Consider the following 26,354-nt stretch of genomic DNA (forward strand, 5'->3'; position numbering starts at 1 on the left):
GTTTTGCTTGGATATAACGCCTGCGGCTGTTAGAAATCCATCATGAAAATGCCTGCGCCCCCTAACATAGTCCTGAACAAGTCCCTGCTGGAATTCCTCAAGACCGAGGCCGGTTCCGGCACGATCGGCCCTCTGCGCCGTGGTGGCCGTGGTCTGGGCCAACTCGCCCTTCGCGGAAAGCTATTTCGCCTTCATCCATACGCATTTCACCCTGTCCGTGCCTGGCTGGCGCCTCGATGAGAGCGTGCTCGAATGGACCAAGGAAGGGCTGATGGCGATCTTCTTTTTCATCGTTGGCCTCGAAATCAAATACGAGATATTCCGCGGTGAACTGTCCAGCCCGCAGAAACTGGCCCTGCCGGTGATTGCGGCCATCGGCGGCATGGTGGTGCCGGCCCTGGTCTATGCCGGCATCAACCTTCTGCCCGGCGGCGACCTGCGCGGCTGGTCGGTGCCCATGGCCACCGATATCGCCTTTGCCCTGGCCATACTGGGGCTGGTGGGGAAGGGCCTGCCGGCGTCACTGCGTGTTTTCCTCCTGACTTTGGCGATTGTCGATGACCTCGGCGCGATTATGGTCATCGGCATATTCTACAGCCACGGCTTCCAGGTGGGATATCTGGCGGCGATGGCGGCACTGCTGGCCGTCATGGCGGCGGCGAAATTCGTCAGCCGGTCGCCCATCGTGCTTTACCCGCTTTACGCGGTCCTGTTCGTGCTGATCTGGGCGATGAGCATCAAGTCGGGCCTGGGGCCATCGCTGGTCGCGGTGATGGCCGCTTTCTGCGTGACGCTCGATCCTGGCAAGAACGGCGAACCCGTCCTGAAACAGGTGTTGCATTATGTCCACCCCTATGTCGCCTTCGGCATCCTGCCATTCTTTGCCTTTACGGCCTCCGGTTTTTCGCTGGCCGGCGCCGGGCTGGACAGCCTGACCGACCCGCGTTTCCTCGGCGTCACCCTGGGGCTCTTCGCAGGCAAGCAACTGGGCATCTTTTTTGCCGCCTGGCTGGCCATGCGCCTGAAGCTGGCCGCCATGCCGGAAGGGGCGACCGCCTGGCAGCTTTATGGCGTCTGCCTCTTGTGCGGCATCGGTTTCACCATGAGCCTGTATCTCGGCGCCCTGGCTTTCCCGGCGGGTGATGAAGCGGCCCAGATCGCGGTCAAGTCGGGCGTGGTGCTGGGATCGCTGCTGTCCGGTGGCGCGGGGGCTTTGTGGCTGTCGCGGAAGGCAGCCTAAAGCCGCAACTTGCCCGAGGTGATATCTTCGATCATCTCCGCCGTCAGCGGCACATAGTCATCGCCATGGCAGACATAGATCGGATCGGTGGTCGCCGTGATGTCATAGCCGACCTTGATCAGGTCCATCTTCTTGTACTTGAACGTGCCGGTGGTCTCGACATCGTGCAGCATCCGCACGAATTTCGGCCGCGCCCATACCGGCAGCTTTGAATCGACAAAGTTCTTGAACACCTTCAGGTCAAAGCCTTCGCGCGCGATGATCGCCGCCATGCCGGCCTTGCCGTCGTGGTTCGGCACGGGTACGCCGTAGATGATGGCTTCCTCGACGCCCGGCGCCGCGGCGGAATATTCCGCCACTTCCGAGGTCGAGACGTTTTCACCCTTCCAGCGGAAGGTATCGCCGATGCGGTCGATGAAATAGAGATAGCCGGCCTTGTCCTGCCGCATCAGGTCGCCGGTGCGGAACCACTGGTCGCCCTTCTTGAACACGTCGGTCAGGATCTTCTTCTGCGAGGCGGCCTTGTCGGCATAGCCGGAATAGGCGTGGCGGGCGTCCCCGGCGATCTGGCCGATGGCCTCGCCGATTTCGCCGGGCTTGCACTCGTAGCACAGGCCATTGGGCTGGCGGTCGGGCATTTCGCTTTCCATATCAAAGCGTACCAGCCGGACGTTAAAGCTCTTCTTGAGCATTTTCGGCACCCGGGCAATGGCGCCCGAATGGCCATCCAGGTTGAACAGCGATACATTGCCCTCGGTCGAGCCGTAGAACTCCATCACTTCCTTGATACGGAAGCGCGACTTGAAATGGTCCCAGACCTCCGGCCGCATCCCGTTGCCGAAGGCCATGCGGACCTTGTGTTTCGTCTCGTCTTCCGGATTGGGGGCCGGCGGTGAATTGACCAGGTAGCGGCACAGTTCACCAATATAGACGATATGGGTGATGCCCTCGGCGCGGACATCGCTCCAGAACTGACTGGCGGAAAACTTGCGCTTCAGCACCACACCGGCGCCATTGAGCAGGGCAGCGCCTACGGCGCACAGTCCGCCGGTGGCATGGTAAAGCGGCAGGACGCAATAGACCTTTTCGTTCGGCTTCATTTGGGTCAGGCCTGCGAAAGCCTTCATGTAGAGCTGGGCGCGGGCATTGGAAATCTTCGCCGCCTTGGGCAGGCCGGTGGTGCCGGAGGTGTAGATATAAAGCGCGACATTATGGGCGGTCAGGCCGCTGCGGAAAGCGCGATCGGGGCGGACACTGGAGACGCCTTTAAGTGCGGCATCGAGGCTGCGGCAGTTCTCGGTCTCGCTCTCGCGCGGCAGATCAAGCACCCACAGGGCCTGGTGACGCTCAATCTGGCTTTCGACCTCCTGGAAGGCGGCGCGCGTCGTCTGGTCGACGATGGTCAGGCTGGCCACCGAGATATTGATGCAGTGCGCGAGACCGGCGCCCGTCAGCGAATTGTTGATCAGGGCGGTGATGACGCCGATCTTGTTGAAGCCCAGCCAGATGGCCAGGTAATCGAGCCGGTTGGGCAGGAACAGGGCCACCGTGTCGCCGGCCTTCAGACCGCGCTGACGGCCCCAGTGGGCATAACGGTTGGCCATTGTGTCAAGCTGCTGATAGGTGAGGGATTTCCCCTCGAACTTGACCGCCAGATTGTTCGGCCATTTCGTGGCCACGGCCTCGAAATCATCGCACACCAGGTCGTGCGAGTCCGGATTGACCGGCTTGACCCATTTCAGGATGCGCAGCAGGCGCTTCATGAAGATGAAATCACGCTTGATATTGGCGGCAAGACCCATGCGCTTAAGCTCCCGGTACGTACGCTCTCGGCGTCTACTGTAGAGGATAACCTATAGCCGAATCGTTACCGGTAAAGCGCAAATTCGTGTCGGGCGTTATTTTCTCTGACGCAGCCGTAACGGAAAGTCAGGGTATTATGTCATGCAAATACCATAATGTTTTCCGATAGCTCGCCATCAATAGCCAATTTCCGCATGGAGTTTCTCATGTTTTCCTCCCTCAAGGTTTTCGCCCTGGCCGCCGGCGCCTTATCGCTGATCGCCGGCGTGGCCGCCCCGCTGACCGCTTCGGCGCAGAGCTACGACGGCTACTGCTACGTCAAGAAGTCGGACCTGGCCGGCAAGGACGCCGCCATCGGCGCGGCGGCTGGCGCACTGGCCGGTGGCCTGCTCGGCAAGAAGGGTGACAAGACCAAGTCGGCCGTCATCGGTGGCGCGGTTGGCGGCGCGGCCGGTTATGTCATCGGCAAGAATTCCAAGGAAAAGGTGCGCTGCCGCGGCGCCAACTATTATGTCTACACCAAGGGCTATTATGAGCCGCGGCCGCGCGCCGATCACAAGGTGGTCTATTTCGAGGACCGTCCGGCAGGCATGAACTACTACTATATCTCGAAGGGCAAGGTGCTGCGTTACAAGCACCGCTAATCGCCATTAGTCGGATATGCCTTTGGCCCCTTTCGCGGACACGCGGAAGGGGCTTTTGTTTTGGAGTTTAAGGTCTCCCCCTCTTGGAGGGGGAGCTTGGAAATTGCGTCAGCAATTTTCAAGAGGGGGTAAAGGCCACGGGTGGCGCGAAGCGCCGGTGGGTGGGGCACTTTGATAGATCTCCCCCTCTTGGAGGGGGAGGTGGCGCGAAGCGCCGGAGGGGGTAAAGGCCGCAAGCGCTATAACTGGCACCGGTTTTTACCCCTCCGCCTCGACGCGCTACGCTTGCTCGGCACCTCCCCTGCAACAAGGGAGGATTTTTTCAAGGCGGGGCGGCATTCAGTTCCATGAGCAGGTCGCGGCCGAGGGCGAAGGTTTGCGCCAGATTTTGATAGGGTGTGTCGCGGCCAGTGTTGGCGGGTTTCGCGGGGCGCTTGGCCGGGGCGGGTGTCTCGCCGCGATCAATGGCGTCGAGCAGGGCTTCCATATCGTCCAGGGCGGCATCGAGCGTGGCGCCGTCACTGTCTTCGGCGGGCATATCGGCAGAGTCGATCTCGTCATCGTCATAGCTATAGACGAACGGGGCTTCCTTTTCGGGCGCGGGGACGGGTGCTGTAGGGCGGACGGAGAGGGCCGGGGTCTGCCGGCGTTCGGCAGGCGCGTGGGCCTTTACCTTGGTGAACAACTGGACCGTGACGCGATCGGCGGTGCCGAGGCAGCGCATGGCGCGGTCGCCTTCCAGCGAGGATTGCGGCTTGGGCAGGGTCTTGATGGTTTCCATGATGTCGTCGGACAGGGCGCGCAACACCGCCCGCCGCTGTTCGAGCGGCGAGAGGTCGGCAAGCGTGTCGTCCGAGGTGTCCATCAGGGAATGATGGGGGCGTTTTCAGGAGCGGGGATAAACCAATTATCTCAACACTACTTTGGTGTGGTCAATATAATGTTGCTCAACCTAAAATTTCACCTATTGTTATCTCAAAGATAGGTTTGGGTGGGAGAGGAACACGTGGTCGGTTTTATTGGTGATGATGATAATCTTTTTGCGGAAAGAATGCTTGAAGATGGGTACTACCCAGAGAATTTGCCTCCTGTTTTCAAGATAACCAACTTTCACGAAGCCGCTCTTGGGCCGCTTGCCTCAGGAGAGTATATAACTGATAAAACGACAGAATCTTGTAAATTGAATTCGTCAAAACGTGGCGGCAAAAGACGAATATTTTCATTGCCAAATCCAATTTTTATGGTCGATGCGGCGACGTTTTTCACAAAATATAAAACTGAAATCGATGAGCACTTATGTTCATCAGATTCTAGTTCATATCCTACTTATAGTAGTGATGTGCGTAAGAGGCCGATTACGATCGAGAGTTTTCCTCAGTTTCATCGCCGTCGGCGTAAAGAATTAGCTGAGTCACGATACGTTATAAAAACTGACATCTCACGTTTTTATCATTCTATATACACGCACGCTTTGCCTTGGGCGTTACATGGTAAAAGCGTATCAAAAAAGGATCGAAAAACAGATTCCGCTGCAGTGTTTGGAAATCGCCTCGATTGGCTACTGCGACAATCTCAGGACGGTCAAACTGTCGGCATACCCGTAGGTCCAGATTTTTCACGGATCATTTCGGAAATAGTTGGTGTAGCGATTGATAACAAATTTAGGGCGATACACAAATCAAGTGTTCCTATGCTTAGATTAGTTGATGATATTTATATAGGAAGTGACAATATTGATGACGCACATGCTTTTTTAAGCAGCATAAATGACTCTATTCGAGCATTTGAATTAGACATAAATGAATCTAAGACGCAAATATTGAATGCTAGTTCAGATATTGAGCCTTATTGGCCGGTTGAATTGAGGAGGGAAATTGAAAGATTTGGTGAAGCCGAGGGAAGCAGTAAAAAGGCTGATTTTGTATACTTCTTGGATGAGCTTTTGCGACTTACCAACCTACAGGGTGATGACGCGATAATAAAATTTGCAGTTCGTCAATTTGATAAGAAAAATCTTTGGATTAAGTATTGGGATCTGCTTGAGCCATTTTTGATACGGGTGGCAATAAATTTTCCCCATAGTTGGGATTATGTGGCGCGTGTCGTTGCTTGGCGCCATCGCATATATGGCGTCAAGGCCGCTAAATGGCGTTCCGTAGTCCATAGGTCCATTTCACAGCATATAAAATCAGGCTCAGATTCAGAAATTTTGTGGGCTTTATGGTTATTAAAGGAACTGTCGCAAGATTTAGAAAGCGAAGCTTTGGATGTTATTATAAATAAAAGCAGCCCTCTTGTTTGCTTGTTAGCTTTAGATGTCCATAAAACCGCAAAATCTGAATATAAAATTCCTAAACAGCTAATCTTGGATAGGCTCGGTGATAGTCCTATGATGGGAAGTAATTGGTTATTTGCATTTGAGGCGGATCGTCAATTCGAATTAAAAATTAAAACCAAAAATTTGCAAGGGAACGGATTTTTCAAACAACTCTATGATGATGACGTATCATTTTACTTCGGTGAAGCAGTGCCTAGCGTTTTTGAGGATGTTGAAGACGAAAAAACGGTAAAAGTGGCAATTGAAGCGCCAGTCACTGGCTATGACGATGATGATGTCGAGGATTATGACGACGATGAGGAGAACGATGAAGATGACTTTGATCAATTGTAAAAATTTCTCGCTTTTCCCGCCTTGCTGTTTCCGGTTATAGGGAGGTCATGACACATACCGCTTCTCCTCTCGATTCCGGCCGCGTGGCCGATCCCAGCAAACTGATCCAAGGCCGGACCGGCCTGTGGGAAATCGTTATGGGCCTCGAAGTCCATGCGCAGGTTGCCTCCAACACCAAGCTGTTTTCCGGCGCCAAGGTCGGCTTCGGCGCCGGCCCCAATGAGCAGGTCAGCCTCGTTGACGCCGCCATGCCCGGCATGTTGCCCGTGCTCAACAAGTACTGCGTGGAGCAGGCGGTGAAGACCGGGCTTGGCCTGAAGGCCGAGATTAACCGCTTCTCGCGCTTTGACCGCAAGAACTACTTCTATCCCGACCTGCCGCAGGGCTATCAGATTTCGCAGCTCTTCCACCCGATCGTGGGCGAGGGCGAGGTGCTGGTCGAGCGCGATGACGGCTCGTCGTTTACCGTGCGCATCGAACGGCTGCACCTGGAGCAGGACGCCGGCAAGTCGATCCACGATCTCGACCCCAACGCCACCTATGTCGATCTGAACCGCGCCGGCACCGCCCTGATGGAAATCGTCTCGAAGCCCGATCTCAGATCATCGGACGAAGCCGTTGCTTATTTTAAGAAATTGCGCACCATCCTGATCTATCTCGGCACCTGCGACGGCGACATGGAAAAGGGCAATATGCGCGCCGACTGCAACGTGTCGGTGCGCCGCGTCGGCGAGCCTTTCGGCACGCGCTGCGAGATCAAGAACGTCAACTCGTTCCGCTTCATGCAGCAGGCGATCGAATTCGAGGCGCGCCGCCAGATCGAGATTCTGGAAGACGGCGGCACCATCGATCAGGAGACGCGGCTGTTTGACTCCGTGAAGGTCGAGACGCGCTCGATGCGCTCCAAGGAAGAGGCGCACGATTATCGCTATTTCCCCGATCCGGACCTGTTGCCGGTCGAGCTGGAAGAGGCGTGGATCGAGGAGATCCGCAAGTCGCTGGTGGAACTGCCGGACGACAAGAAGGCGCGCTTTATCTCGCAATACGGGCTGAGTTCTTACGATGCGCAGGTGCTGATTTCGGAGCAGGACCGCGCGGATTACTATGAAAAAGCCGCGAAAGGCCGTGACGCCAAGCTGGTGGCCAACTGGACGACCAATGAACTGCTGGCGCGCTTGGCCAAGGACGGTCAGGAGATTGCGGATTCGCCGCTGCCGCCGGAGCAGATCGCCGGGCTGGTGGAACTGATCGAGACCAATGTGATCTCGTCCAAGATTGCCAAGACGGTGTTTGAGCATATGTGGGAAGGCAAGGGGACGATCACCCCCGCCGAGATCGTGGAAAAGCACGGCCTCAAGCAGGTGACCGATACCGGCGCGATTGAAAAGGCGATCGACGAGATCATCGCCGCCAATCCGGACAAGGCCGCGGAAGTGGCTTTGAAGCCGCAGGCGCTGGGCTGGTTCGTCGGGCAGGTCATGAAGGCCACCGGCGGCAAGGCTAATCCGGCGGCGGTGAATGAGTTGCTGAAGGCGAAGCTGGGTATATAAAAAAACTCTCCCCCTCTTGGAGGGGGAGCTGACGAAAGTCATGTTAATGACTTTTGGCAGAGGGGGCAAAACGCCGGCGGTTGTTACCCCTCCGTCAGCGACGACGCGCTGACACCTCCCCTCCAAGAGGGGAGGACCTTAGAATTTAGCCCCCGGTCGGAAGATCGGGGGCTTTTTTCGTTAGTGGCTCATGCTGGAAGACGACATGGGCGCCATCGCATCCGACGACATGGACGAGGACGACATGGCCATATTGTCGCCGCTGGCCATAGGCGCCATGGCTTCGGAGGAAGAGGACGACATTTCAGACATGGCATTGTCGCTTTTCGGCGGGGCGGAGCAGGCTGTGACGGTGACGAAAGTCAGGGCAAGAGCGGCGAAAGCGAGCGTGCGTTGCATGGGGATTTCCTCAGATGGGGTTGGCGACAGCCGGGCGCTGTCTGAAAAAGGGATACGCGGCAGGGATGGCGGCGGTTACAGGGGGGCTTTTTAATTTCCGCTAATGTGGTGCAATCGCGGCGCGAATGGGTATAGTGCGGCAAACCGGGAGGGGACAGATGGACAGTGCGTTAAGTCTGGTGGGGGTGAGCAAACGCTTCGGCGATTTCGAGGCGGTGCGCGATCTCAGTTTCGAGGTGAAGCGCGGCACGATCTGCGGCTTTCTGGGGCCGAACGGGGCGGGGAAGACCTCCAGCGTGCGCATGATGCTGGGGCTCTCAGAACCGACGGCCGGGCGGATCACCATACTGGGCAAGGCACCGGGCCATGCGCTGGAGCGGATCGGCTTCATGCCGGAAGAGCGCGGGCTCTACCGCAAGATGACGGCGATCGATGTCATCGTTTTCCTGGCGGGCTTAAAGGGTGTCAAGGCGTCGGTGGCGCGGCAGCGCGGCAAGGCCATGCTGGAGGCGCAGGGGCTGGGGGCTTTCGCGGGCAAGCAGATACGGTCGCTCAGCAAGGGCATGTCGCAGAAGGTGCAGCTTATTTCCTGCCTGGTGCATGAGCCGGAACTGGTGATCCTCGATGAGCCGTTTTCCGGGCTCGATCCGGTGAACCAGCAGGGACTGGAAGCCGTGATCCGCGAACTGGCGAAGCGGGGGGCGACGGTGCTTTTCTCCACCCACGTGATGCAGCACGCCGAGCGTTTGTGCGAGCAGGTGGTGCTGCTGGCCAAGGGGCAAAAGGTGTTTGAAGGCACGCTGAAAGAGGCGCGGGCCGCCGCGCCGCGTCATCTCGACCTGGAGGGGGCTTTGAGCGAGGCCGAGCTTTTGAGCCTGCCGGGGATTGCCTCGGTGGCCGATATGGGAGCGGCGGCGGACGGCGCGCACCTGTGGCAATGCCATTTGCAGGCCGGGCATACGGCCCATGAGGCGCTTAAAGCGGCCTTCCTGCGCGGACTGGATGTGCGGCGGTTCGAGGCGAAGGAGCCCAGCCTGCATGAAGCCTTCATCGTCTTGACAGGGGGTAACCATGAATAAGACCTTCCTGATCGCCCGGCGCGAATATCTCGCCTTTGTGCGCACGGTCGGCTTCTGGCTGTCCATGCTGACCCTGCCGCTGATCATCGGCGGCAGCATCTTCATTCCGCTGCTGATGCGCCATTCAGCGCCTGTGGAGACGGTGGCGGTACTCGATTTGACGGGCGATCATATCGAAGGCGCGGTGGTCGAGGCTATTCGTGCCCATATGCCGAAGCCGGGAGCGGATGGCCTGCTGGATAGCGGCGGGTTGCAGCCGGTGGCCCTGCCGGCGGGCCTCTCGCCGGATATGTCGGTTGCGGCGGCCGAGGCAAAGATGCCGCAGGCGCTGGCGGCGGGGCCGGCCAGCACGATCATTGTGGCGACAGACAGTGGCGATAAGTTGCACTTCCGGCTCTGGTCGGTGGATGGCCACAAGGGCCGGGTGGAGGATCAGATCCTGTGGGACCTGCATGGCCTGCAATATTACAAGCTGGCGGGGATGCACGGCATTGATCATGGTCTGGCGCACGATATGCGCGAGTCGCGCGCTGATATTATCAGCCTGACCCCGGCCAGTGCGGCGGGTGCGAAAAAGGACGACCTGGCCGCCGGTGTGCGCGAAAATGGCGGCAAGTTCATCGGCATTGCCATCAGCTACCTGACCTGGATCGCCATTTTTTCGTCGTCCATGATCCTGCTGGGCTCGGTGATCGAGGAGAAGGCCAGCAAGGTGCTGGAGGTGCTGCTGGCCTCGGCCTCGGCTGAAAGTCTGCTGATCGGCAAGGTGCTGGCCGTGGCCGCGGTACTGATGACGGTGTGGGGGCTGTGGGGACTGACGGCGTTCGGGGTGGCCTCGTTCGGCATCAGCAACCTGCCGCCTGAGACGGTGCGCGATGTCATGGGGGCGCTGACCGCCGTTTTCAGCCCTCTGCACATTGCCCTGCTGCTGGCCTATTTCCTCGGCGGCTATCTGATGTTCGGCGTGTTTTTCGCGGCGATCGGGGCCTTCTGCGAGACCCAGAAGGATGCTCAGGCGATCATCGGGCCGATGACCATGATCATGATGATCCCCATGATCACCATGCAGGTGGCTTTTACCTCGCCGGACTTGCCGATGCTGAAGTACATGTCGTGGTTCCCGCTGTTCACGCCGTTCCTGATGCCGCTGCGGCTTTCGCAAGGTTTGCCGTGGTATGAGATCGCCGGAACACTCGCCGGCATGGGCGTGGTGGGGCTGATCATGATCAGTGTCGGGCGGCGGGCTTTCAAGGTGGGGGCGCTGACCGGTGGCAAGCTGAGCTGGGGCGCGCTGTTCCGCATCGCCACGCAGAAATCTGCCAATGGATAAACAAAACCCCCGGCGCACAGGCACCGGGGGTTTTTTCGCATCTGCCGGCCTGTGGGGGGATAAGGCCGGGAGATCTGATTGGCAGCTTATCGGCGTGGCTTATTGGCCGGCGCTGGAGGTGCTGCTGGATTCGCTGCTCGAAGACGTGGCAGTGACGGTGCCGTCGGCGGCGACCGAGGTGGAGGTCGATTCCGAGGCGGAGGCGGTGGTCGAGGCATCGGCCGAGACGCTGGTCGATGTCGTGGCGGTGGCCGTGGCGGCGCTGGCGTCGGCGGCAGGGGTTTCCTGGGCGATGGAGATCAGTGGGGCAACGCCGAGGGCAGCGACAAAACCGGCGGCGGCGATGATGCGAACGGAAGCTTTCATGGGTAATTACTTTCTCTGTAGGGGAGGAATTACTTGGGTTGATGAAGTTTTGTATAATTTTATACAAAACTGTAAACGCCGAAGCTTCTCGTCAGAGAGGGGTTGCTTTCGACAGGTGTGAAAATTCTGTAAGATTGGGGCGCAAATTTGTCGCCTCTGAGGTGTATTTGTGAAAGTTAGCGAATTTTAACGGTTGTTTATTTAATCCTTATTTTTATCCGTGCTGATCGTAATGCATTGCTTATAAGCCTGTGCCCGCCAGGTTGGCCTGACGGGCACATCTGTTATTTCACAGTCGCCGGATCGGGCGTGAGCGGATCACTGGCCGATGGCGGGCCTGAGTCGGCGGGCGGAGGCATCATGGCCGGATCGGGATTCACAGGCGGCGTTGCTGCCGGATCCGAAGGTGGCGTATCCGGTAGGGGCGGGGAGCTGGTCATGGCATCCGCCGGCATCGCATCAGCCGGCACGGGGCCGTTGCCCAGGGCGGCCGCCTTGGCGGCTTCCTGCTGGTTGAGCGCATTACTGCTGGCCGGGTTCAGCGGGTCATTGGCATGATCGCCCGCCGCCACGGCTCGCTCATGCTCGCGTTGGAGTTGGGCGGCGTGTTCGGGCGTGCCGGGTGCAGGCGGAGCGGTCTTTTCCTGCGTCGGGCCCGTGGGTGTGGGGACGACCGCCGCATCTTGCGCCGAGGCGGAGAGGGACAGCAGGCCGCCCAACAGGACGGCCACCGGGATACAGGTTCTGGCATATTTCATGACGATTACCTCTTGAGGTTACTTATTTTCGACATCAGCCTTGAGGTCGGCACTGGGCATCGGCGCTGACGCTGGTATTGCCGGCGGCATTGACCGCGCCGGCTGCCGTATCCTTCACCTGACCGGTGACGGTGCGGGCATCCTGGCGGACAGTGTTGACCGTGGAGCCGACCGCGCCCGTGACGGCGCCGGGATTGACCCGGGCACTGGCATTGCCGTCGGCGGAAGCCTGGCCGGCGACGCTGTCCGGGCTGGCGGATAGGCCGCCGGTTGCGTTTGCAGCGCCATCCACGCGGGCGGCACCCTTGGCCTCGCTGACTGTGTCATTCGTCTGGCGGTGAAGCGTATCGACGTCCCGGCGGATATCTCCGGCCGCGCCATCGACCGTTTGCGTGGCGCCGCCGAGATCGGTTTGGGCGCCTAGGCCGGCATTGCCCTGGGCTTGGCCGGTCAGGCCACCGACAGCGCCGCCAACGGACCCGCTAAGGTTGCCGCTGCCGCCCAGAATCTGGGCGCTGGCGGCCAGCGGCGACAGGCCGAGGCCGGCGGCCAGGGTGACGATGGCGGTGGTTTGGAGTACGGATTTCAACATGGGTTCGCCTTTCCTGCGATTAATTGAAGTGCCGGCAGTCTCGGGCGGCGTTCGGGCGTCAATGCGGCAGGAAAGTAAGGGCGGAATGTCCTGTTTCAGGCGGATATATAAAGAGCGCTTATATTTTTGGCTTTAATCGCCTGCAGGCATGAAAAAGCCCCGGTCGGAAAACCGGGGCTTAAAAGTCGTTCAGGGTAGAGGCTTAGTAGACGTCGTAGAAGACATCCAGGATTTCGCCTGACGACAGATCGACCAGAACGACATCGCGGCCGACGAAGAAGTAGGCGCAGTCATAGGGCGGGGTCGGCAGGCCGTATGACAGGTAGTCGTAGATGCGGTAGTCGTAGAAATAGTCCGGCAGGTATTCGCCCGATGTCCAGCGGTGGCCATACCACTGGTTGGGCACGCGGTAATAGCCATAGCTCGGCGCGAAGTAGTAGCCGAAGCGGATGCCGGAATAGCCGCTGAAGCGATGATCGCGGCGATAATCGAAATGGTGGTCGCGGCCGCGATTCCAGTCACGATCACGGTCGCGGTCCCAGTCATGGTCACGGCCGCCGCCGTTCCAGTTACCGTTGTGGCTGCCAGTGTGCCCGCCATTCCAGTTGCCGCCGTTATTGCCGTTCCAGCTTCCGCCGCCATTATGGCTGCCGCCGTGGTCATTATCCCGACCGCCATGATCGTTGTCACGGCCGCCATTATGGTTGCCGTTCCAGCCGCCATTGCCACCGGAGCCGCCGCTATGGTTCCCGCCATGATTGCCGGAGCCACCGGACTGGGCGCCGCCATTACCGCCTGACTGTCCGGGCCGATTGCCGCCATTCCAGTCATGATCGCGTCCGCCGCCGGACTGATCAGGACGATTGCCACCCTGCCACTGACCGGCATTGCCGCCGGAGGGGCGATCATTGCCGCGATAGCCGCCATTGTCATTATGGCGCTGACGGTTCATGCCGCTGTTCGAAGTCTGGGCGTTGTTGAATGCCGGACGGTTGTAGGATTGGCCGCTGCTGCGGGCGGGCGGGGCCGGTCTTGCCGCAGGCGCAGGCCGGGCGGCCGGCGCGGGACGAGCCACGGGGGCGGGCGGATTGCTGGTGTTGTCGTTCCTGGACTGGCCGCCGCCGCGGTTTCCGCCATTGTCCCGATTACCGCCGCCGCGGTTAAAGCCGCTGTTGCTGTCGCGGTCGCGGGCTTCGGCGAAGCTGGGCGCCATGGCCGCGCCGGTCATCAGCACAAGCGCCAGGCCGGAAACAGCCAGGTTGGCCAACTTTCTGTTCATTTTCATCCTCACTTGTCTATGCAGATCATCCCCAAAACGACAGGATATGCGGATCTGAGACGCGCGGCGATAAAAATTATCGCGTTGATGCCTTTATGACAGAATGACCCTGAACTGAAGCTGAACAAAACATGTCAGGGTTGAGACGGATTGTGGCCAGACTCCGACGTTAAAAGACGGTTTATTTGGGTGCCTGAACTGATGGTGCGGATGAGTTAATTGATGTTTTTATTATCGAATTAACGCCGTTTTGATTTCAAGAATGCAGTAATTAATAGGTATTTATGGATTTAATCTAAATAATTACTTATACATTTATCATAGTTTAATGTTTATGTTCGAATATGTTAACATAAAAATTAATATTAATTGCGTATTTACACAAAATATTTAGCCTAAACGTCGATGTTAACTTTAATTTTATTTGGGGGTGTTGAACTAAAGTCATCAACTGCAACGGAGACGCGCAAAAAGCGCGGCATCAATACGATGATCACCAACGAAGTCGAGTTCAAGTCCATCCCCCTGCCGACCGCCGAAATGGGCGGTGAAGAGTTGTTCCAGCTTGGCATGATGTATTCCACCGGCCAGGGCGGCGCACCCGTCGATCTGATTTCGGCGCACATGATGTTCAACCTGGCCGCCATGCGTGGCTCGATGGAAGCTCAGGTCTATCGCAAGGAACTGTCGCGCGAGATGGACCGCGAAGATATCGCCGAAGCGCAAAAGGCCGCCCGCCAGTGGCTTGACGCCGGCCGCATCGGCTACGCGGCATAATCCCGATCTTTTCTTGTGTAGTGCGCTCAGGCGCCGCGCAGGCTTACGCGCAAACGTGCGCGGCGGCCGGTCGGCCTTGCCAAAATTCAATGTATGAATTTTGGAAATATGAACTTGAATATAGGCTGTGAGGGTAAGCTTGCGGACGCAGGTCTAATTGCCGAACGTCCGGTAGGTAAAATAATTCAGTATGCCGCCGGGGATCAGGTTATTGACCCACTGCTCCATAAAGACGCCAGCCTCGGCGATATTGGTGCGCGGCACATAGACGATATCGAAGCGGCGCAGCGCCACAAGCTGGCCCTTGCCCTTGAGCGGATCCTGCAGGTCGATAATGCGGCGCATGGCCTCGCCGTTGCGGCCGCGGCGGATGATCATCACCTGGTGCGTCTTGGCGCCATGCGTGAACCCGCCGGCGGCCATGGTGGCCTGGAGCGCGTCCATATCGCCCAGCATATCGACCCAGCCCGGATTTCTGACCTCTCCGCCCACCAGCACACGCATCGGCGCGGTTTCTCCCGGATAGACGGTGATCTGCGGATCGCGCAGGATTCCGGCATAGGCGCGGGCGATTTCGGCCTGTAGCTGCGGGATGCTCTTGTAAGCGGCCATGACCTGACCGATCAGGCCGAGCGTGATGCGGCCATCGGGCCCCACCTGGGTCTGGCGGCTGAGTTCCGGCGCGCCGGGGACGCTGACCTCCAGCTTGTCGCCCGGATAGAGCAGGTAAAACGGTTCGTCATCGGTCCAGCGGGCGAAGCCGATCAGCGGCGCTTCAGGCATTTTTTCAGACGCATTGGCGGTACGCACCGAGCATATGCTGCCCAAAGTACTGCCAAGCGCGAGGCCGAAACCGGCTGTCATTAAGGAGCGGCGTGTGACCATGAGAGCGGCGAATCCGTGCGGTACAGTATGGAATGTGCGGTCTATTGAATAAGGTGAAAAATGGTAAACCTTCGTTAACGCCCGGTCGGTTAATTTAGAAAATATCAAACATTTGCCCTGTGCGACGCGCAGGCAACTGATTGAAATTTTTCTGAATTTTCGCAACGGAACAGAGACTCAATGCGCACCGAAGACGTGTGGGACGATGACGGCGACCGGGTCGTGCCTCTGCGCCGCCCGGCGGGCCAGCGTCAGCCGGAAGCGGGCCGAGGCGGGGGCAGCCGCGTCATGCAGCTTGGCCTGGGTGATATCATCGCCCTGCTGTTCCGCGAACTGTGGCTGATGATCATTGTCTTTGCTGTCATTTTCGGCGTCGGGCTGATGGCGGCTTTTTCCATGCCTTCCAGCTATACCGCCGGGGCCAGCCTGCTGATGCAGCTTGGCAAGAACTATGTCTACGAGCCGGTGGCCGGTGATGCGGCGCGCGGCGCCACGGCGACGATCGATCAGGTGGTGCAGTCCGAAGTCGAAATCCTCAGTTCCACCGAGCTGAAGCGCAATGTCATCGCCAAGCTGGGCTACAAGGTCATCCTGCCGTCATCGCCTGAATTGTGGAATCCGAAAACGGATGCTGCGCGCGCGGAAGCGGATGCGGCGGCGCTCAAGGTGCTTCAGGTCGGGTTTGAAGCCTCGACCGCGCCGCAGAACAATGTCGTGCGCCTGACCTTCAAGCATGAGGACGCACAATCGGCATCGCTGATCCTCAATACGCTGATCGACGAATACCTGACCTATCGTCAGCAGGTCTATGCCGACCAGACCGGCCCCCTGCTGCAAAAGCAGAAGGACAGCTTCGACGCCCGCCTGGCCGAAGCCGACCGCACCTATCAGGCGTTCCTGGCGCAGAATGGCGTGGCCGATTATGACGCCGCCAAGGCGACCTATGCCAAGATCTACGACCAGGTGACGACCGATCTCTATGCCGCCCAGACGCAGTACGCCACCGATCAGGCCAAGCTTTCCGAGGTCAAGGCCAGCCTGGCGCGCCTGAACCCGGAAATGAGCATCGAGCGCGATCTTGATCTTTCGGTGCCTAGCAAGATTTTCGCCCTGCAACAGCAGCGTCAGGACCTGCTGTCGCGTTATCTGCCAACGGCCCAGCCGGTGAAGGATATCGACGCGCAGATCGCTTCGCTCCAGGCCATGATGAACAGCGGCAAGGGAATCGGCGAGGCGACGCACAAGCTGGGCGCCAATCCGCTGTATCAGAGCCTGATGGGCCAGAAATTCGACCTGGAGGCCGACATGGCGTCGATTTCCGGCCGGATGCGCCTGCTTCAACAGCAGGGCGGGCAGGTGATGGGCAAGCTTCAGGGGCTGGCCGGGCTGGAGGCCGAGTATAACACGCTGGCCACTGAGCGCAGTGCTTTGCGCGACAGCATCAAGACCTTCACCCAGCGCATTCAGGAAAATGAGGCGGCACAGGAAATGAAGGCGGGCGACGATACGGTGCGCGTGGTCGAGAAGGCGTCAATGCCGAACCGGCCCAAGAGCCTGAAACGGATTATCCTGATCCTGAGCTTCCTGTTCGCCGGCTTCACCGCCCTGTGCGCGGGCCTGCTGCGGGTCTATACGCGCAAGGGGTTTGCCAATGCGCAGATGGCCGCAAAGGTGCTGGACCTGCCGGTGCTGGCCCAGGCCAAAACAAAGGCGGCGTGATGAGTGGCATGAGTGGCGTCAATGGTTGATCTGACACGCGAAATGGCTGACCTGATGTCGGCGCTTGGCCGGCCGCAATCGGCCAGCGGGCGGGCGCTGATGTTTGTTTCGGCCTGTGGCGGCGAGGGTGTCTCGACCGTGGCGCGGGAATATGCCCGCTGCGAGGCCGCCTTCGCCAAAAAGCCGGTCTGGCTGGTGGATGCCGACCTCGCGCAGCAGAGCCAGATGCGGGCCCTGACGGAAGATACGGAGCGCTTCGGCCCGCCGGGGGCGCTCAGCCAGGCCACGCCTGACGGCTCGGTCTTTTTCACCGTGACGCCGCCGGGCCGCGAAACGGATGCGCATTACCTGGTGGCACGGCCGTTTCTTGGCCGCCGGCTGTGGGTGACCCGCTTCCGTCACAAGAACCTGGCCCCCGATCAGAAGGCCCGGATTTTCGACCGGACGACCTATTGGAAAGCCCTGCGGCAGCACGCCCAGACGATCGTGGTCGATGCGCCCTCCGTGGCGCGGTCAACCACAGCCCTGCAACTGGCGCCGCTGATGGACGGGGTGATCATGGTGGTCAGCGAAGGTGAGGGCGATATCCAGGCGCGTATCGATCTGAAGAACGATATCGAGCAGGTTGGCGGCCGGGTTCTGGGCATGGTCTATAATAATGCCAGCCGGATTGTGGGCGGGGCTGTGAGGCGGCCGCTCGGGCGGCTGGCGGCCCTGTGAGACTGGACATCGGGGGCACGGTCTCCGATTTCTGGCCCGGTGTGAAGGCGGACTGGCGCGATGACTGGCTGTCTCTCGTCTTCGGCGCATCGGTTCTGTTCGTCTTTTCGCAGGCGTGGCTGTGTCCTTTGTTTGGCTATGGCGCGCAATCGGCGGCGGCGGGGCTGATTGTTCGTAATTTCTATTACCCCTTCTACCTGATGAGCCTTGGGCTGGCGCTGATCTGCTGGCGGCAGATGTTCAGCGCCCTGTGGCGGACGCCGCTGATATTGAGCCTGGTGAGCCTGTGCGCCCTTTCGTATTTCTGGTCGATCGATCCGTCTGGTACGCTGCGGCGCTTTGTGGCCCTGTCGTTCACCGTCCTGGCCGGCTATGCGCTGGCGGCGCGCTTTTCCTGGGCGCGACTGACCGAGGTGGTGGCGCTGGCCTTTACGGTCATGATGCTGGGCTCGGCCTTCCTGGCCATTTTCATCCCGAAAATGGGCGTGATGCACGAACTTTTCCCCGGCGCCTGGCGCGGCATGTGGCTGGAGAAGAACAATCTCGGCTCCTGCATGGCCATCGGTTTCGTGGCGGCCGCGGCGGCGGCCCTGCATAATCCCCGCCGGCAGGTCTTCTGGTGGATCATGGCGGCGGGCATGGTGTTGCTGACCGTGCTTTCGACCTCCAAGACCTCGCTGGTCTGCCTGGTGCTGGGCATGGGCGGGGTTGGCTTCATCTGGCTGGCGCGGCGCGGGCCGGTGCTGGGTATCCTGCTGACCTGGCTGGCGGTAACGGTCCTGCTGGCCCTGTCCGGACTGGTGCTGTTCGCGCCGGAAAAGCTCTATCTGCTGCTTGGCAAGGATGCCACCCTGACCGGCCGGACCTTCATCTGGGACGGCATTTCGCGGGTGATGGAGGACCGGCCGAAACTGGGCTATGGCTATGGCGTGGTGTGGACGGACGAGGGCGATTACGCGCCGCTGGCCAAGATCACCGCCGTGGCCGGATTTCGCGCCTATCACGCCCATTCCTGCTGGTTCGAGACCTGGCTCGGCATGGGGATTGTGGGCTTAAGCCTCTGGGCGATGGTTTTCACCGAAACCTGGCTGAAGGGGCTTTACCGTATGTTGCGCGGCGATGGCGGCTATTTCGCCCTGCCGCTGATCGGTATCTACAGCCTGTCTTCCCTGACTGAAAGTATCACCCTGAGCTGGAATGACCTTCGCTGGAGCCTGTTTGTCATGGTGCTGGTGAAACTGTCCCTGCCACGGGATGAGGATGCGAAGGACTTTGTAAGGCAGGCGATTACGCGTTAACCGCTTTGCTGTCAGTTAGGCCAGCAAAGCATGATCTTTACCCATTTGTTATTGGAATCCGCATGCAGGTCACGCATATCGAGTGTGAAATATTTTTGCGCCAGAGTGACGGTTGCCTCGCCGAATTCAAAGCCTCGCGGCTCTTCTGCCATGCTCTCGCAGTTTATTAAGTTTCCCATCTGATCGAACTGGCACTCCGCAAGAGCTACGCCTTTTTGTCCGACCGCCTTTGCCGCTGCCGGGTAGTATTTTCGCTTAGCTTCGGAGGCCGGCGTGGCAAGCATTCTGGCTTTCACATAGGTTCTGCCGGGTGTAGATTTTGATTGAGAGAGGACAAGTGTCTGCAACTGCTTGGTACTCATATGTCGCGTGTCCGGCTTCGACTCCGGATTGTCTGCCCATGAATGGCCTGCCGTCATCAAGCCAAGACATATTAATGTGAGCAGCCGTTTCATGATTCCCCCTGCTTTTGATTATGGGTAACAAAATACGCCTGACGTTCCGGTTTGTACACCCGGCATCCAGGCCAGCCCACTTTCGTTTTTCCTTTACCGTGTGCGCGTAAATTTAAGAGGGATATCTTAAGGAGCCATCATGGATCAGGTCTATCTTCTGCATCATACCCGCCGGGTCAGTGAAGATCACGAAGATATAAAGCTTCTGGGTGTCTTCTCGTCGCGCGAACTGGCTGAACGGGCGAAGGAGCGAGCGTTGAACCTGCCGGGCTTCAAGGACAGCCCCGACGGTTTCAGTGTCGACAAATACATCATTGACCGGATGGGCTGGACGGCGGGTTATCGCACCGTTTAGGTGCGTGGCGCCCTTTTTACAGGCTACCGCTATCGGTTGTGAAATATCGACATATAGAATAGCCTGGCTTTAGCGATATTTGGAGGGTCTTATGTCGATTGTGGGTATCGGTGGCGTATTCTTTCGGGCGGATAATCCTGAGGCCCTGCAAGCCTGGTATGACAAGCATCTGGGCGTGGTGGTCAATTTTGCCGCGCCCTGGGTGCCGCAACCGGGGCCGACCCTGTTCATGCCCTTCAGCCGCACAGCGGATCACTTCCCGCTCGATAAGCAGTGGATGATCAATTTCCGGGTGACGGAACTGGATAGGCTGATTTCATCCCTGCGCGACGCGGGCATAAAGGTCACGACAAACGCCGACTGGGACACGCCGGAAACTGGCAAATTTGCCCGCATCTACGACCCTGAAGGCAATCCAATCGAACTGTGGGAACCGCCGCTGGATTAAGCAGCCTTCGTCTTCTGCACGGTCTGCCCCGAAGCCAGGCGGGCACCTGCGGCAAAGGTGACGATCTCGAACCCCATGTCGAGCGCACGGACGATCAGACGTTCGAGCGTTTGCGGCGTACAGCCCCAAGCCGACGGATTTTCGCGGACATCATGGGTATAGAGCACCAGCCAGGCGGTTTCATCCTCGGCGCGGATCAGCCAGTCGACGGCGGTTTGTTCGCCGTCCGGGCCTTCGATGCCGACCGCCGGTGCCTGGTTGAGGTCCGTGCCGGGCGTGACAAAGCCATGATGCAGGGCGCGCGAGGCCGAGGAATCGATCATTGAGCACCGACTTGGCCTGCGGGGACACGTCGCCATAGGGGTAGGCGAATGTGGTCGCTGGTGGCAGGCCCATCTGGCGGAAGGCGCTAGCGCTGAGGTCAAGATCGAGGGCAATCTCCGCCGCCGAAGCGCGGCCGCAATCGAGATGGCTGTGGGTGTGACAGGCAATTTCATGGCCAGCGGCGTGAAGCGCCTTGATTTCCGCTTCGGTGGTATAGGTGCCGAGATGGCTGTCGCTGCCGGAGAGGCCGGCCGAGATAAAAAAGGTGCCGCGCGCGCCGTATTTTTCCAGGATGGCCGCGCCGGCATGGGCGGCGGAGGTGGGCGCGTCATCGAAACTGACCGTCAGCAGGGGGCGCGCCAGGCCCTCAAAACGCGCCGGACGGGTATAGATCAAGCGTGCCAGCCGGCGGCGCAGCTTGCCGTAAAAGGAACTGTCGGCGGTATATATCTCGGTCATCAGACCACCTGTGCGTAGAGGGCGGCGCGGTAAAGGCGCAGGGCGAAGGCGCGCAGCCTGACCGGCAGGAGCGGGGTCAGGCCAGCCCATTTGATCAATGGGCGAAAGGCGCTCATAAATGGGACTTTTTTCAATATTTTTGCCGCTTTATAGCTCGGATATTGAGAGACCACATGAGGATGCTTTTTGATCACGTGGGCGAAATTGCCGACCGATTGTTCATATTTTCGCGCCAGGGTTTCGGGCGTATCGAGGCCCATATGGGTGGCCGTATTGTCGATATGGCCGACCCCGTAGCGGGCCGCCACGCGCATTCCCCATTCGGTATCTTCCCAGCCCCAGCCGGTGAAGTTGGAATCGAAGGTCTCGGCAGCAAAGACATCGCGCCGCACCAGCAGATTCGAGGTGAAGACGTATTTTTCCGGGTGTTCAGCGCGTTCTGCGGCGCTCAGGCAATCGCTTTGGCCAGCCATGGCCTTGTGGATGGCGAAGGCTTTCGTATCGGGTGCCTGAATCAGCGAAAAACCGCCGAAAACGACCGTGGACTGGCTATCGGCCTCAGTGAGCCAGCGATCAAGGAAGCCGGGATCATCGGGCAGCATGTCGGAATCGAGAAAGAGGAAATAGTCGCCGCGCGCCGCTGTGGTCAGCCGGTTACGGCCGCGCGCCCGGCCTTCGTTATGAGGCAGGGTAATCAGTTCGCAGGCCAGCGGGGACTGGTTGATAAAGGCGCTGACCTCGGCGGTGATGTCCGCCATGCCGGAGCCGTCATCGATCAGGATGATTTCCAGCGCTTCAGGTGTGCGGCTGCACAAGGCGCGCAACAGGGAGAGCGGCGACTCTTTGTAAAACGGGATCAGCACCGACAGGCGCGGCGTTACGGTGGTGAAAGCCGTGTTGCGGAAGGGCTGGCTCATGCGAACACCTTTGCGCGTAAGCGACCGATGACCTTGAGGGCCGGTTCGCGGATATCGTTGAGGTTCAGTGCCCAGGCGAGGGCGCCATAAACGACCACGCCGGCCAGGCCCTTGAGAACCAGGTCGATGATGGCGAGACCGGTATCCGGCACCAGTGCCACGGCCGCCATCATGATGGCGACGCTGGCAAGGGTTTTGCCGAGATCGAGCACGGGCACGGGCAGGGCCAGGGTTTTCAGACCCAGCCCCCAGGCGGCGATCAGGCCGAGGGTGAAACTGAGACACGAGGCCAGAGCGGCACCCATCAGGCCCATCAGCGGGATCAGGGTCAGGTTCAGCACGATATTGCTGACCGCGGGCACGGCCATGGCGACCACCAGCAGGCGGGTTTTGCGGGCCAGGGTAAAGGCCTGGAGGAAATAATAGGTGCCGAGGCCGGAGAACAGCGCGCCCAGGCTGATCAGCGGGGTGACGCTCAGGGCATCGGCGCGCAGGCCTTCGCCGATCAGCAGCGTGCCGAGCGCGGGGGCGACCATGATCAGGCCGCCGACGGCCGGGAACAGGACAAAGGCCATGGTGCGGATCTGGTGGCGGGCATTGGCCTTCAGTTCGGTTATGCCGCCATGTTCCAGCGCATGGACCATGGCTGGACCACCGGCGGCGCCGAACCAGATGAACAGAACATCGAGGATGCGCGAAGCCAGCGAAAAGCCGGCATGATAGGCGCCGGCCTCGGCTTCATTGAGGAAATGGGCGATCAGGAAGCGATCAACCGTATAGAGCGCCAGGGTCAGGATCAGGCTGGCCGAAACGGGAAAACCATAATGGGCATAGCCGCGGGCCCTTTCCGCGCTGAACCGGCCTTTGAGGGCGCGGCCCCAGTCTTCGCGCGCCACGAAGGGCAGGCACATAAGGGCAATCAGGCCGCCGCCGACCACGGGTGATGCGCCGCCCAGTCCGGCGGTGGCGCACAGGATGCCGAGGCCAAAACCGCCAGCGGTCTGGATCATGTCAAGCATTGACGCGGCCCCGACGCGGCCTTCGGAGCGGCGCTGTTCCTGCACCAGCTTGATCAGCGAGCGGAAGACCACGCAGCCGAGACCTAAGCCCATGGCCATTTTCAATGATTGATCGGCGTCTCCCGATACCGGCCATAGCCACAGGCCAAGAGCGCAGGCAAGGGCGAAGACGATGGTGACGACGGCAAACAGGCGATAAACGGTGCCATAAAGCTCCGGTGCTTCAGGATTGCTGCGGGATTCGGCCGGGTAGAAGCGCGCCATGGCGGCTTCGATCCAGGTGAAGCACAGGGTCTGGGCTAGGCTGGATATACCGAAGGTGAGGGCATAGCGGCCGTAATCCTCCGGCGAGAGGAGGCGCGTGAACACCATCAGGGTGGCGAACCCGATCAGGCCCTGCAGGATATTGGCGGGCAGATAGCCCCATAGACCTTTAGAGAACATAGAAAGCCTCCGAGGCATTTGTGCCTCGGCAAGGGCAAGCGCCCGCCCGAGCCTTTGCGAGGTATCTTCTAAAATAGAAAGCGAAGGCTGTGAGCATCAGCGAACCGCCTTCGCATCACCCAGAAGGCAGGGAATGGTCATGGCCATGATGTAGAGATCAAACCAGATCGAATGGCGCTCGATATATTCGACATCGAGGCCGATGCGGCGGCGGACGTCCTCGGCATTATCGAGCGGGCCGCGCGAACCCTTGATCGCCGCCCATCCGGTGACGCCCGGCTTCATGCGGTGGCGCCAGGCATATTCGGCCACTAGGCGCGCACTTTCGTCGGGGCCGGTCTTCATGCCGATGGCGTGCGGGCGGGGGCCGACCAGAGACATCTCGCCACGGATCACATTGAACAATTGCGGCAGTTCGTCGATGCTGGTCTTGCGGATGAAGCGGCCGATGCGGGTGACGCGCGGATCGCCCTTTGTCACCTGCTGGGCGGCCGTATGGTCGGTCAGGTGGGTATACATGGAGCGGAATTTCCAGACCCGGATCGCCTCGTTATTGAAGCCGTGTCGGCGCTGGCGGAAGAAGACCGGACCGGGGCTGTCGAGCTTGATCAGCAGGGCTATGACCAGCATCAGCGGCGAGAAGATGATCAGGGCCAGGGTGCCGATGACCAGGTCTTCAGCGCGCTTTACCATCGCCTTGCGGTCGTCTTCCGAGATACCGGAAACGCGCGCCAGCGGAATATCGGCGACGCGCGACCAGGCGGCTTTGGTGGCATTGCTTCCGTCCATGTCGACGAACAGGGAGACCTCGTTAGGCAGGCTACGCAGCTTTTCGATAATGGTCTTGACGCGCGCCTTGGCCGAGGTGTCGAGCGCCACGACGATCTGGTCGACATAGGGGGTGATCTTGTGGCCGAGCAGGGACTGGACATCGCCCAGCACCGGCACGCCGGCGACGGCCTGGGGCGTGCGCGCCAGCCGGTCATCGAAAATGCCAAGAATATTGACATGTCGCTGCTCAAGGGCCGCTTCAACCAGCTTTTCGGCGTGTTTGGTTGCGCCAACGATGACGATGCTGGGGATCAGCTTGCCCTGGCGGCGCCAGCGATCGACGAGGCTCCACCACAACAGATGCTGAAGCATGAAATAGACCAGGGTGACGGTCATCCAGAAACGGACGGCGGCGGTGACGGCGTAGTCGTTTATCGAAAAGTCGGCCAGGAAATCCGCCAGAAGATAACCGGCGCCAAAGACCAGGGCCAGCTTGACCAGATGGATCGAGACGCGGGCATTGCGGCCGAAACGGTACAGACCGCTGAGATAAAGCGCCCAGTAGAGGCCGAGCGTAGTGGCGATAAAGGGCAGGATGTTGCCGAGCGGGCTGGTGAAGAAGCCTTGCGGCGCTACCGAGCGGGCGCAGACGACGGCGAAGAAGACCAGGGCCAGGAAATCGATGCCGCGGAACAGGCGGACGAACATGTCGCCGCTGCGCCGTTCGCGCGCCGAAACCAGCTTTTCCGGCCGGAATGGTCCCCTGCGATCTTTCGGATCGTCGGGAAATGCATCTAGGCAGGTCGCATCTTCGAGCGTTTGGCGGGGGAGGGCGGCGTTCATGACCTGATTTCGAGCTTGTTCTAGGCTTGGGACGAGGTTACGGCATTTGGCTTAGGCGTCAGTTAACAGGCGGCGATTTTCCTGATTTTTTCTTGTTCCGGTGCGGGACGGACCGGTAACGGGCTGCAAGTCCGGTGCCGGAGTGGCGGGGTTTCGCGCCTGAAATGGCTCACGCGGGAAGGATTTGATGGCTGTCGCGCAAAGCTGTGTACCTTTTTTGTAAACGGCGTTGCCTTTTAAAAACGAATACGCTAACTCAGCCATAACGGAGACGTGGCCGAGAGGCTGAAGGCACTCGTTTGCTAAATGAGCGTACCCCCAAAAGGGTACCCAGGGTTCGAATCCCTGCGTCTCCGCCATTCACCCTTGATTTTATTATCATTTTACTCTATTGTAGCTTTCTACCCCCTCGCAAACCCCCACTTTGGAATGCGGGATCGGGCGGCATGTAGCGGTTACGCGGCGTGGTTACGCTTATCCTGATCAGCCAGGCGCTCGGCATAGTCGCGCACTTCACGGGCAAGAGCGTAGGTATAGGCGCCCTGTTTGACCTTCCGAAACTCACCGCGCTTCATGAGGCGCTGAACGGTATCATCGCTTAAGCCCGAAGTAGAGCGTCTGCGGACGCTGAGTGCAAAGCTGGCCTCTTCGATCCCTGACGAGATCGCGGAATTCAACGCCAAGCACGATTACGACCCGGAAGACCTGCAAAGGTACGCACGGGAAGACCCGGCGGGATACCTGGCCTTACAGGCTCAAATCCACGCCGAACGCACGAAGCTTGAACAGAAGATCGCGGTAAAGGCTGAGGCTGACCGCGCCGCTCAAGAGGCTTTCGTGAACGAACAGGCTGAGCGCCTGAGCCAAATCGCACCCGATCTGGCTAAAGACCCAACCATTCTGACGGCCCTTGGTGATTACCTTCCGAAGACCGGCATCCCCGCTGCGGCGCTGAAGGATGCTTCTGCGGAAGAGCTCGTAATCCTGAACAAGGCCCGTTTGTACGACGAGATGATGGCCAAGGCTGCGGCCAAACCCATTCCCGCTCCCGTACCCAAACCACAGCCCGCAAAGATCGCGCCACAAGGCAGCGGTCGTCCGGCGAGCAGTTCAACCCAACGAGCGGTCCAAGAGACCCGCAATCGGCTCGCGCAAACGCGCTCCATTGATGACGCAGCGGAGTTGATTGCCAAATTAGGATTCTAGTCT

General features: G+C 59.4%; 26 protein-coding genes, 1 tRNA gene and 1 pseudogene. 14 read left to right on the top strand and 14 right to left on the bottom strand.

Annotated features, from left to right (window positions below; translation table 11 throughout):
• Positions 1 to 148: 148 nt before the first annotated feature.
• The gene (nhaA, locus tag NVV72_15595; protein MCR6660691.1) at positions 149 to 1,240 is read left to right on the top strand and encodes a Na+/H+ antiporter NhaA; all 1,092 of its coding nucleotides are present in this window, start codon (positions 149 to 151) and stop codon (positions 1,238 to 1,240) included.
• Here nhaA and NVV72_15600 read toward each other — a convergent pair.
• Positions 1,237 to 3,042, bottom strand: coding sequence for a long-chain-acyl-CoA synthetase (locus NVV72_15600; GenBank protein ID MCR6660692.1), 1,806 nt, complete (start codon positions 3,040 to 3,042; stop codon positions 1,237 to 1,239). The genes nhaA and NVV72_15600 overlap by 4 nt on opposite strands.
• A 207-nt stretch (positions 3,043 to 3,249) precedes the next feature.
• On the opposite strand from NVV72_15600, the gene NVV72_15605 reads away from it, so the two are divergent.
• Positions 3,250 to 3,687: a glycine zipper domain-containing protein gene (locus tag NVV72_15605; protein ID MCR6660693.1), complete on the top strand. Its 438-nt coding sequence runs from the start codon at positions 3,250 to 3,252 to the stop codon at positions 3,685 to 3,687.
• A 322-nt stretch (positions 3,688 to 4,009) separates the two neighbouring features.
• Here NVV72_15605 and NVV72_15610 read toward each other — a convergent pair whose 3' ends face one another.
• Positions 4,010 to 4,552 carry a hypothetical protein gene (locus NVV72_15610; protein MCR6660694.1) on the bottom strand — a complete coding sequence of 181 codons (543 nt, stop codon included), beginning with the start codon at positions 4,550 to 4,552 and terminating at the stop codon, positions 4,010 to 4,012.
• A gap of 141 nt (positions 4,553 to 4,693) precedes the next feature.
• Between NVV72_15610 and NVV72_15615 the strand changes: the two genes are divergently transcribed.
• Positions 4,694 to 6,358, top strand: coding sequence for an RNA-directed DNA polymerase (locus NVV72_15615; protein MCR6660695.1), 1,665 nt, complete (start codon positions 4,694 to 4,696; stop codon positions 6,356 to 6,358).
• Positions 6,359 to 6,441: 83 nt separating this feature from the next.
• Positions 6,442 to 7,908, top strand: a complete 1,467-nt coding sequence (gene gatB, locus NVV72_15620; protein MCR6660696.1) for an Asp-tRNA(Asn)/Glu-tRNA(Gln) amidotransferase subunit GatB — start codon at positions 6,442 to 6,444, stop codon at positions 7,906 to 7,908.
• Positions 7,909 to 8,088: 180 nt separating this feature from the next.
• On the opposite strand, the gene NVV72_15625 is transcribed toward gatB, so the two are convergent.
• The gene (locus NVV72_15625; GenBank protein ID MCR6660697.1) at positions 8,089 to 8,307 is read right to left on the bottom strand and encodes a hypothetical protein; all 219 of its coding nucleotides are present in this window, start codon (positions 8,305 to 8,307) and stop codon (positions 8,089 to 8,091) included.
• Positions 8,308 to 8,465: 158 nt separating this feature from the next.
• Here NVV72_15625 and NVV72_15630 point away from each other — a divergent pair, with 158 nt between their 5' ends.
• Positions 8,466 to 9,386 carry an ATP-binding cassette domain-containing protein gene (locus tag NVV72_15630; GenBank protein ID MCR6660698.1) on the top strand — a complete coding sequence of 307 codons (921 nt, stop codon included), beginning with the start codon at positions 8,466 to 8,468 and terminating at the stop codon, positions 9,384 to 9,386.
• A complete protein-coding gene (locus NVV72_15635; GenBank protein ID MCR6660699.1) occupies positions 9,379 to 10,716 on the top strand; it encodes an ABC transporter permease in 1,338 nt (445 codons plus the stop codon). The genes NVV72_15630 and NVV72_15635 overlap by 8 nt, the downstream gene beginning before the upstream one ends.
• A gap of 99 nt (positions 10,717 to 10,815) precedes the next feature.
• Here the strand turns inward: NVV72_15635 and NVV72_15640 are convergent, their stop codons facing one another.
• From NVV72_15640 to NVV72_15655, 4 genes are all read right to left on the bottom strand, one after another.
• Positions 10,816 to 11,082 carry a hypothetical protein gene (locus tag NVV72_15640; GenBank protein ID MCR6660700.1) on the bottom strand — a complete coding sequence of 89 codons (267 nt, stop codon included), beginning with the start codon at positions 11,080 to 11,082 and terminating at the stop codon, positions 10,816 to 10,818.
• A gap of 284 nt (positions 11,083 to 11,366) precedes the next feature.
• Positions 11,367 to 11,840, bottom strand: a complete 474-nt coding sequence (locus tag NVV72_15645; protein MCR6660701.1) for a hypothetical protein — start codon at positions 11,838 to 11,840, stop codon at positions 11,367 to 11,369.
• Positions 11,841 to 11,874: 34 nt separating this feature from the next.
• Positions 11,875 to 12,432: a hypothetical protein gene (locus tag NVV72_15650; GenBank protein ID MCR6660702.1), complete on the bottom strand. Its 558-nt coding sequence runs from the start codon at positions 12,430 to 12,432 to the stop codon at positions 11,875 to 11,877.
• 202 nt (positions 12,433 to 12,634) lie between these two features.
• The gene (locus NVV72_15655; GenBank protein ID MCR6660703.1) at positions 12,635 to 13,711 is read right to left on the bottom strand and encodes an RcnB family protein; all 1,077 of its coding nucleotides are present in this window, start codon (positions 13,709 to 13,711) and stop codon (positions 12,635 to 12,637) included.
• A gap of 489 nt (positions 13,712 to 14,200) precedes the next feature.
• On the opposite strand from NVV72_15655, the gene NVV72_15660 reads away from it, so the two are divergent.
• On the top strand, positions 14,201 to 14,488 hold the full coding sequence (locus tag NVV72_15660) for a sel1 repeat family protein (protein ID MCR6660704.1): 288 nt from the start codon (positions 14,201 to 14,203) through the stop codon (positions 14,486 to 14,488).
• Positions 14,489 to 14,641: 153 nt separating this feature from the next.
• Here the strand turns inward: NVV72_15660 and NVV72_15665 are convergent, their stop codons facing one another.
• Positions 14,642 to 15,271: a polysaccharide export protein gene (locus NVV72_15665; protein MCR6660705.1), complete on the bottom strand. Its 630-nt coding sequence runs from the start codon at positions 15,269 to 15,271 to the stop codon at positions 14,642 to 14,644.
• Between the two features lie 282 nt (positions 15,272 to 15,553).
• Here NVV72_15665 and NVV72_15670 point away from each other — a divergent pair, with 282 nt between their 5' ends.
• Genes NVV72_15670 through NVV72_15680 form a run of 3 tightly spaced genes read left to right on the top strand, consistent with a single transcriptional unit; the run spans position 15,554 to position 19,110 of the window.
• Positions 15,554 to 17,092: a Wzz/FepE/Etk N-terminal domain-containing protein gene (locus tag NVV72_15670; protein ID MCR6660706.1), complete on the top strand. Its 1,539-nt coding sequence runs from the start codon at positions 15,554 to 15,556 to the stop codon at positions 17,090 to 17,092.
• A gap of 21 nt (positions 17,093 to 17,113) precedes the next feature.
• Positions 17,114 to 17,812, top strand: a complete 699-nt coding sequence (locus tag NVV72_15675) for a transcriptional regulator (GenBank protein ID MCR6660707.1) — start codon at positions 17,114 to 17,116, stop codon at positions 17,810 to 17,812.
• Entirely contained in the window at positions 17,809 to 19,110 is a 1,302-nt protein-coding gene (locus NVV72_15680) for an O-antigen ligase family protein (protein ID MCR6660708.1), read from the top strand. The genes NVV72_15675 and NVV72_15680 overlap by 4 nt, the downstream gene beginning before the upstream one ends.
• Positions 19,111 to 19,121: 11 nt before the next feature.
• On the opposite strand, the gene NVV72_15685 is transcribed toward NVV72_15680, so the two are convergent.
• Complete coding sequence (locus tag NVV72_15685; GenBank protein ID MCR6660709.1) at positions 19,122 to 19,565, bottom strand: hypothetical protein; 444 nt, start codon at positions 19,563 to 19,565, stop codon at positions 19,122 to 19,124.
• A 139-nt stretch (positions 19,566 to 19,704) separates the two neighbouring features.
• Here NVV72_15685 and NVV72_15690 point away from each other — a divergent pair, with 139 nt between their 5' ends.
• Both NVV72_15690 and NVV72_15695 read left to right on the top strand, forming a co-directional pair.
• Positions 19,705 to 19,920: a hypothetical protein gene (locus NVV72_15690; GenBank protein MCR6660710.1), complete on the top strand. Its 216-nt coding sequence runs from the start codon at positions 19,705 to 19,707 to the stop codon at positions 19,918 to 19,920.
• A 91-nt stretch (positions 19,921 to 20,011) separates the two neighbouring features.
• Positions 20,012 to 20,368 carry a VOC family protein gene (locus tag NVV72_15695; GenBank protein MCR6660711.1) on the top strand — a complete coding sequence of 119 codons (357 nt, stop codon included), beginning with the start codon at positions 20,012 to 20,014 and terminating at the stop codon, positions 20,366 to 20,368.
• On the opposite strand, the pseudogene NVV72_15700 reads toward NVV72_15695, so the two are convergent.
• The 4 genes and pseudogenes from NVV72_15700 to NVV72_15715 all read right to left on the bottom strand — a co-directional run bounded on the left by NVV72_15700 (position 20,365) and on the right by NVV72_15715 (position 25,145).
• Positions 20,365 to 21,151, bottom strand: a pseudogene (locus NVV72_15700) (polysaccharide deacetylase family protein). The gene NVV72_15695 and the pseudogene NVV72_15700 overlap by 4 nt on opposite strands.
• Positions 21,151 to 22,068, bottom strand: coding sequence for a glycosyltransferase family 2 protein (locus NVV72_15705; protein ID MCR6660712.1), 918 nt, complete (start codon positions 22,066 to 22,068; stop codon positions 21,151 to 21,153). Before NVV72_15705 ends, NVV72_15700 begins: the two are co-directional and overlap by 1 nt.
• The gene (locus NVV72_15710; protein MCR6660713.1) at positions 22,065 to 23,531 is read right to left on the bottom strand and encodes a lipopolysaccharide biosynthesis protein; all 1,467 of its coding nucleotides are present in this window, start codon (positions 23,529 to 23,531) and stop codon (positions 22,065 to 22,067) included. Before NVV72_15710 ends, NVV72_15705 begins: the two co-directional genes overlap by 4 nt.
• Positions 23,532 to 23,627: 96 nt before the next feature.
• The gene (locus tag NVV72_15715) at positions 23,628 to 25,145 is read right to left on the bottom strand and encodes an undecaprenyl-phosphate glucose phosphotransferase (GenBank protein MCR6660714.1); all 1,518 of its coding nucleotides are present in this window, start codon (positions 25,143 to 25,145) and stop codon (positions 23,628 to 23,630) included.
• Between the two features lie 267 nt (positions 25,146 to 25,412).
• On the opposite strand from NVV72_15715, the gene NVV72_15720 reads away from it, so the two are divergent.
• A tRNA-Ser gene (locus NVV72_15720) sits at positions 25,413 to 25,504 on the top strand.
• A 96-nt stretch (positions 25,505 to 25,600) separates the two neighbouring features.
• Here the strand turns inward: NVV72_15720 and NVV72_15725 are convergent.
• Positions 25,601 to 25,828, bottom strand: coding sequence for a helix-turn-helix domain-containing protein (locus NVV72_15725; GenBank protein MCR6660715.1), 228 nt, complete (start codon positions 25,826 to 25,828; stop codon positions 25,601 to 25,603).
• A 154-nt stretch (positions 25,829 to 25,982) separates the two neighbouring features.
• Between NVV72_15725 and NVV72_15730 the strand changes: the two genes are divergently transcribed.
• Positions 25,983 to 26,351, top strand: coding sequence for a hypothetical protein (locus NVV72_15730; GenBank protein ID MCR6660716.1), 369 nt, complete (start codon positions 25,983 to 25,985; stop codon positions 26,349 to 26,351).
• Positions 26,352 to 26,354: the final 3 nt, after the last annotated feature.

The organism is Asticcacaulis sp., from assembly GCA_024707255.1.
GTDB lineage: Bacteria > Pseudomonadota > Alphaproteobacteria > Caulobacterales > Caulobacteraceae > Asticcacaulis.

Bases quoted from the DNA above. Each gene is read 5' to 3' on its own strand.
- NVV72_15600 (MCR6660692.1), bottom strand. From the start codon at position 3,042: ATGGGTCTTGCCGCCAATATCAAGCGTGATTTCATCTTCATGAAGCGC.
- NVV72_15655 (MCR6660703.1), bottom strand. From the start codon at position 13,711: ATGAACAGAAAGTTGGCCAACCTGGCTGTTTCCGGCCTGGCGCTTGTG.
- NVV72_15685 (MCR6660709.1), bottom strand. From the start codon at position 19,565: ATGAAACGGCTGCTCACATTAATATGTCTTGGCTTGATGACGGCAGGC.
- NVV72_15690 (MCR6660710.1), top strand. From the start codon at position 19,705: ATGGATCAGGTCTATCTTCTGCATCATACCCGCCGGGTCAGTGAAGAT.
- NVV72_15675 (MCR6660707.1), top strand. From the start codon at position 17,114: ATGGTTGATCTGACACGCGAAATGGCTGACCTGATGTCGGCGCTTGGC.
- NVV72_15710 (MCR6660713.1), bottom strand. From the start codon at position 23,531: ATGTTCTCTAAAGGTCTATGGGGCTATCTGCCCGCCAATATCCTGCAG.
- NVV72_15640 (MCR6660700.1), bottom strand. From the start codon at position 11,082: ATGAAAGCTTCCGTTCGCATCATCGCCGCCGCCGGTTTTGTCGCTGCC.
- NVV72_15715 (MCR6660714.1), bottom strand. From the start codon at position 25,145: ATGAACGCCGCCCTCCCCCGCCAAACGCTCGAAGATGCGACCTGCCTA.
- NVV72_15670 (MCR6660706.1), top strand. From the start codon at position 15,554: ATGCGCACCGAAGACGTGTGGGACGATGACGGCGACCGGGTCGTGCCT.
- NVV72_15630 (MCR6660698.1), top strand. From the start codon at position 8,466: ATGGACAGTGCGTTAAGTCTGGTGGGGGTGAGCAAACGCTTCGGCGAT.
- NVV72_15605 (MCR6660693.1), top strand. From the start codon at position 3,250: ATGTTTTCCTCCCTCAAGGTTTTCGCCCTGGCCGCCGGCGCCTTATCG.
- NVV72_15625 (MCR6660697.1), bottom strand. From the start codon at position 8,307: ATGCAACGCACGCTCGCTTTCGCCGCTCTTGCCCTGACTTTCGTCACC.
- NVV72_15695 (MCR6660711.1), top strand. From the start codon at position 20,012: ATGTCGATTGTGGGTATCGGTGGCGTATTCTTTCGGGCGGATAATCCT.
- NVV72_15665 (MCR6660705.1), bottom strand. From the start codon at position 15,271: ATGCCTGAAGCGCCGCTGATCGGCTTCGCCCGCTGGACCGATGACGAA.
- NVV72_15705 (MCR6660712.1), bottom strand. From the start codon at position 22,068: ATGAGCCAGCCCTTCCGCAACACGGCTTTCACCACCGTAACGCCGCGC.
- NVV72_15635 (MCR6660699.1), top strand. From the start codon at position 9,379: ATGAATAAGACCTTCCTGATCGCCCGGCGCGAATATCTCGCCTTTGTG.
- NVV72_15650 (MCR6660702.1), bottom strand. From the start codon at position 12,432: ATGTTGAAATCCGTACTCCAAACCACCGCCATCGTCACCCTGGCCGCC.
- NVV72_15645 (MCR6660701.1), bottom strand. From the start codon at position 11,840: ATGAAATATGCCAGAACCTGTATCCCGGTGGCCGTCCTGTTGGGCGGC.
- NVV72_15660 (MCR6660704.1), top strand. From the start codon at position 14,201: ATGATCACCAACGAAGTCGAGTTCAAGTCCATCCCCCTGCCGACCGCC.
- NVV72_15610 (MCR6660694.1), bottom strand. From the start codon at position 4,552: ATGGACACCTCGGACGACACGCTTGCCGACCTCTCGCCGCTCGAACAG.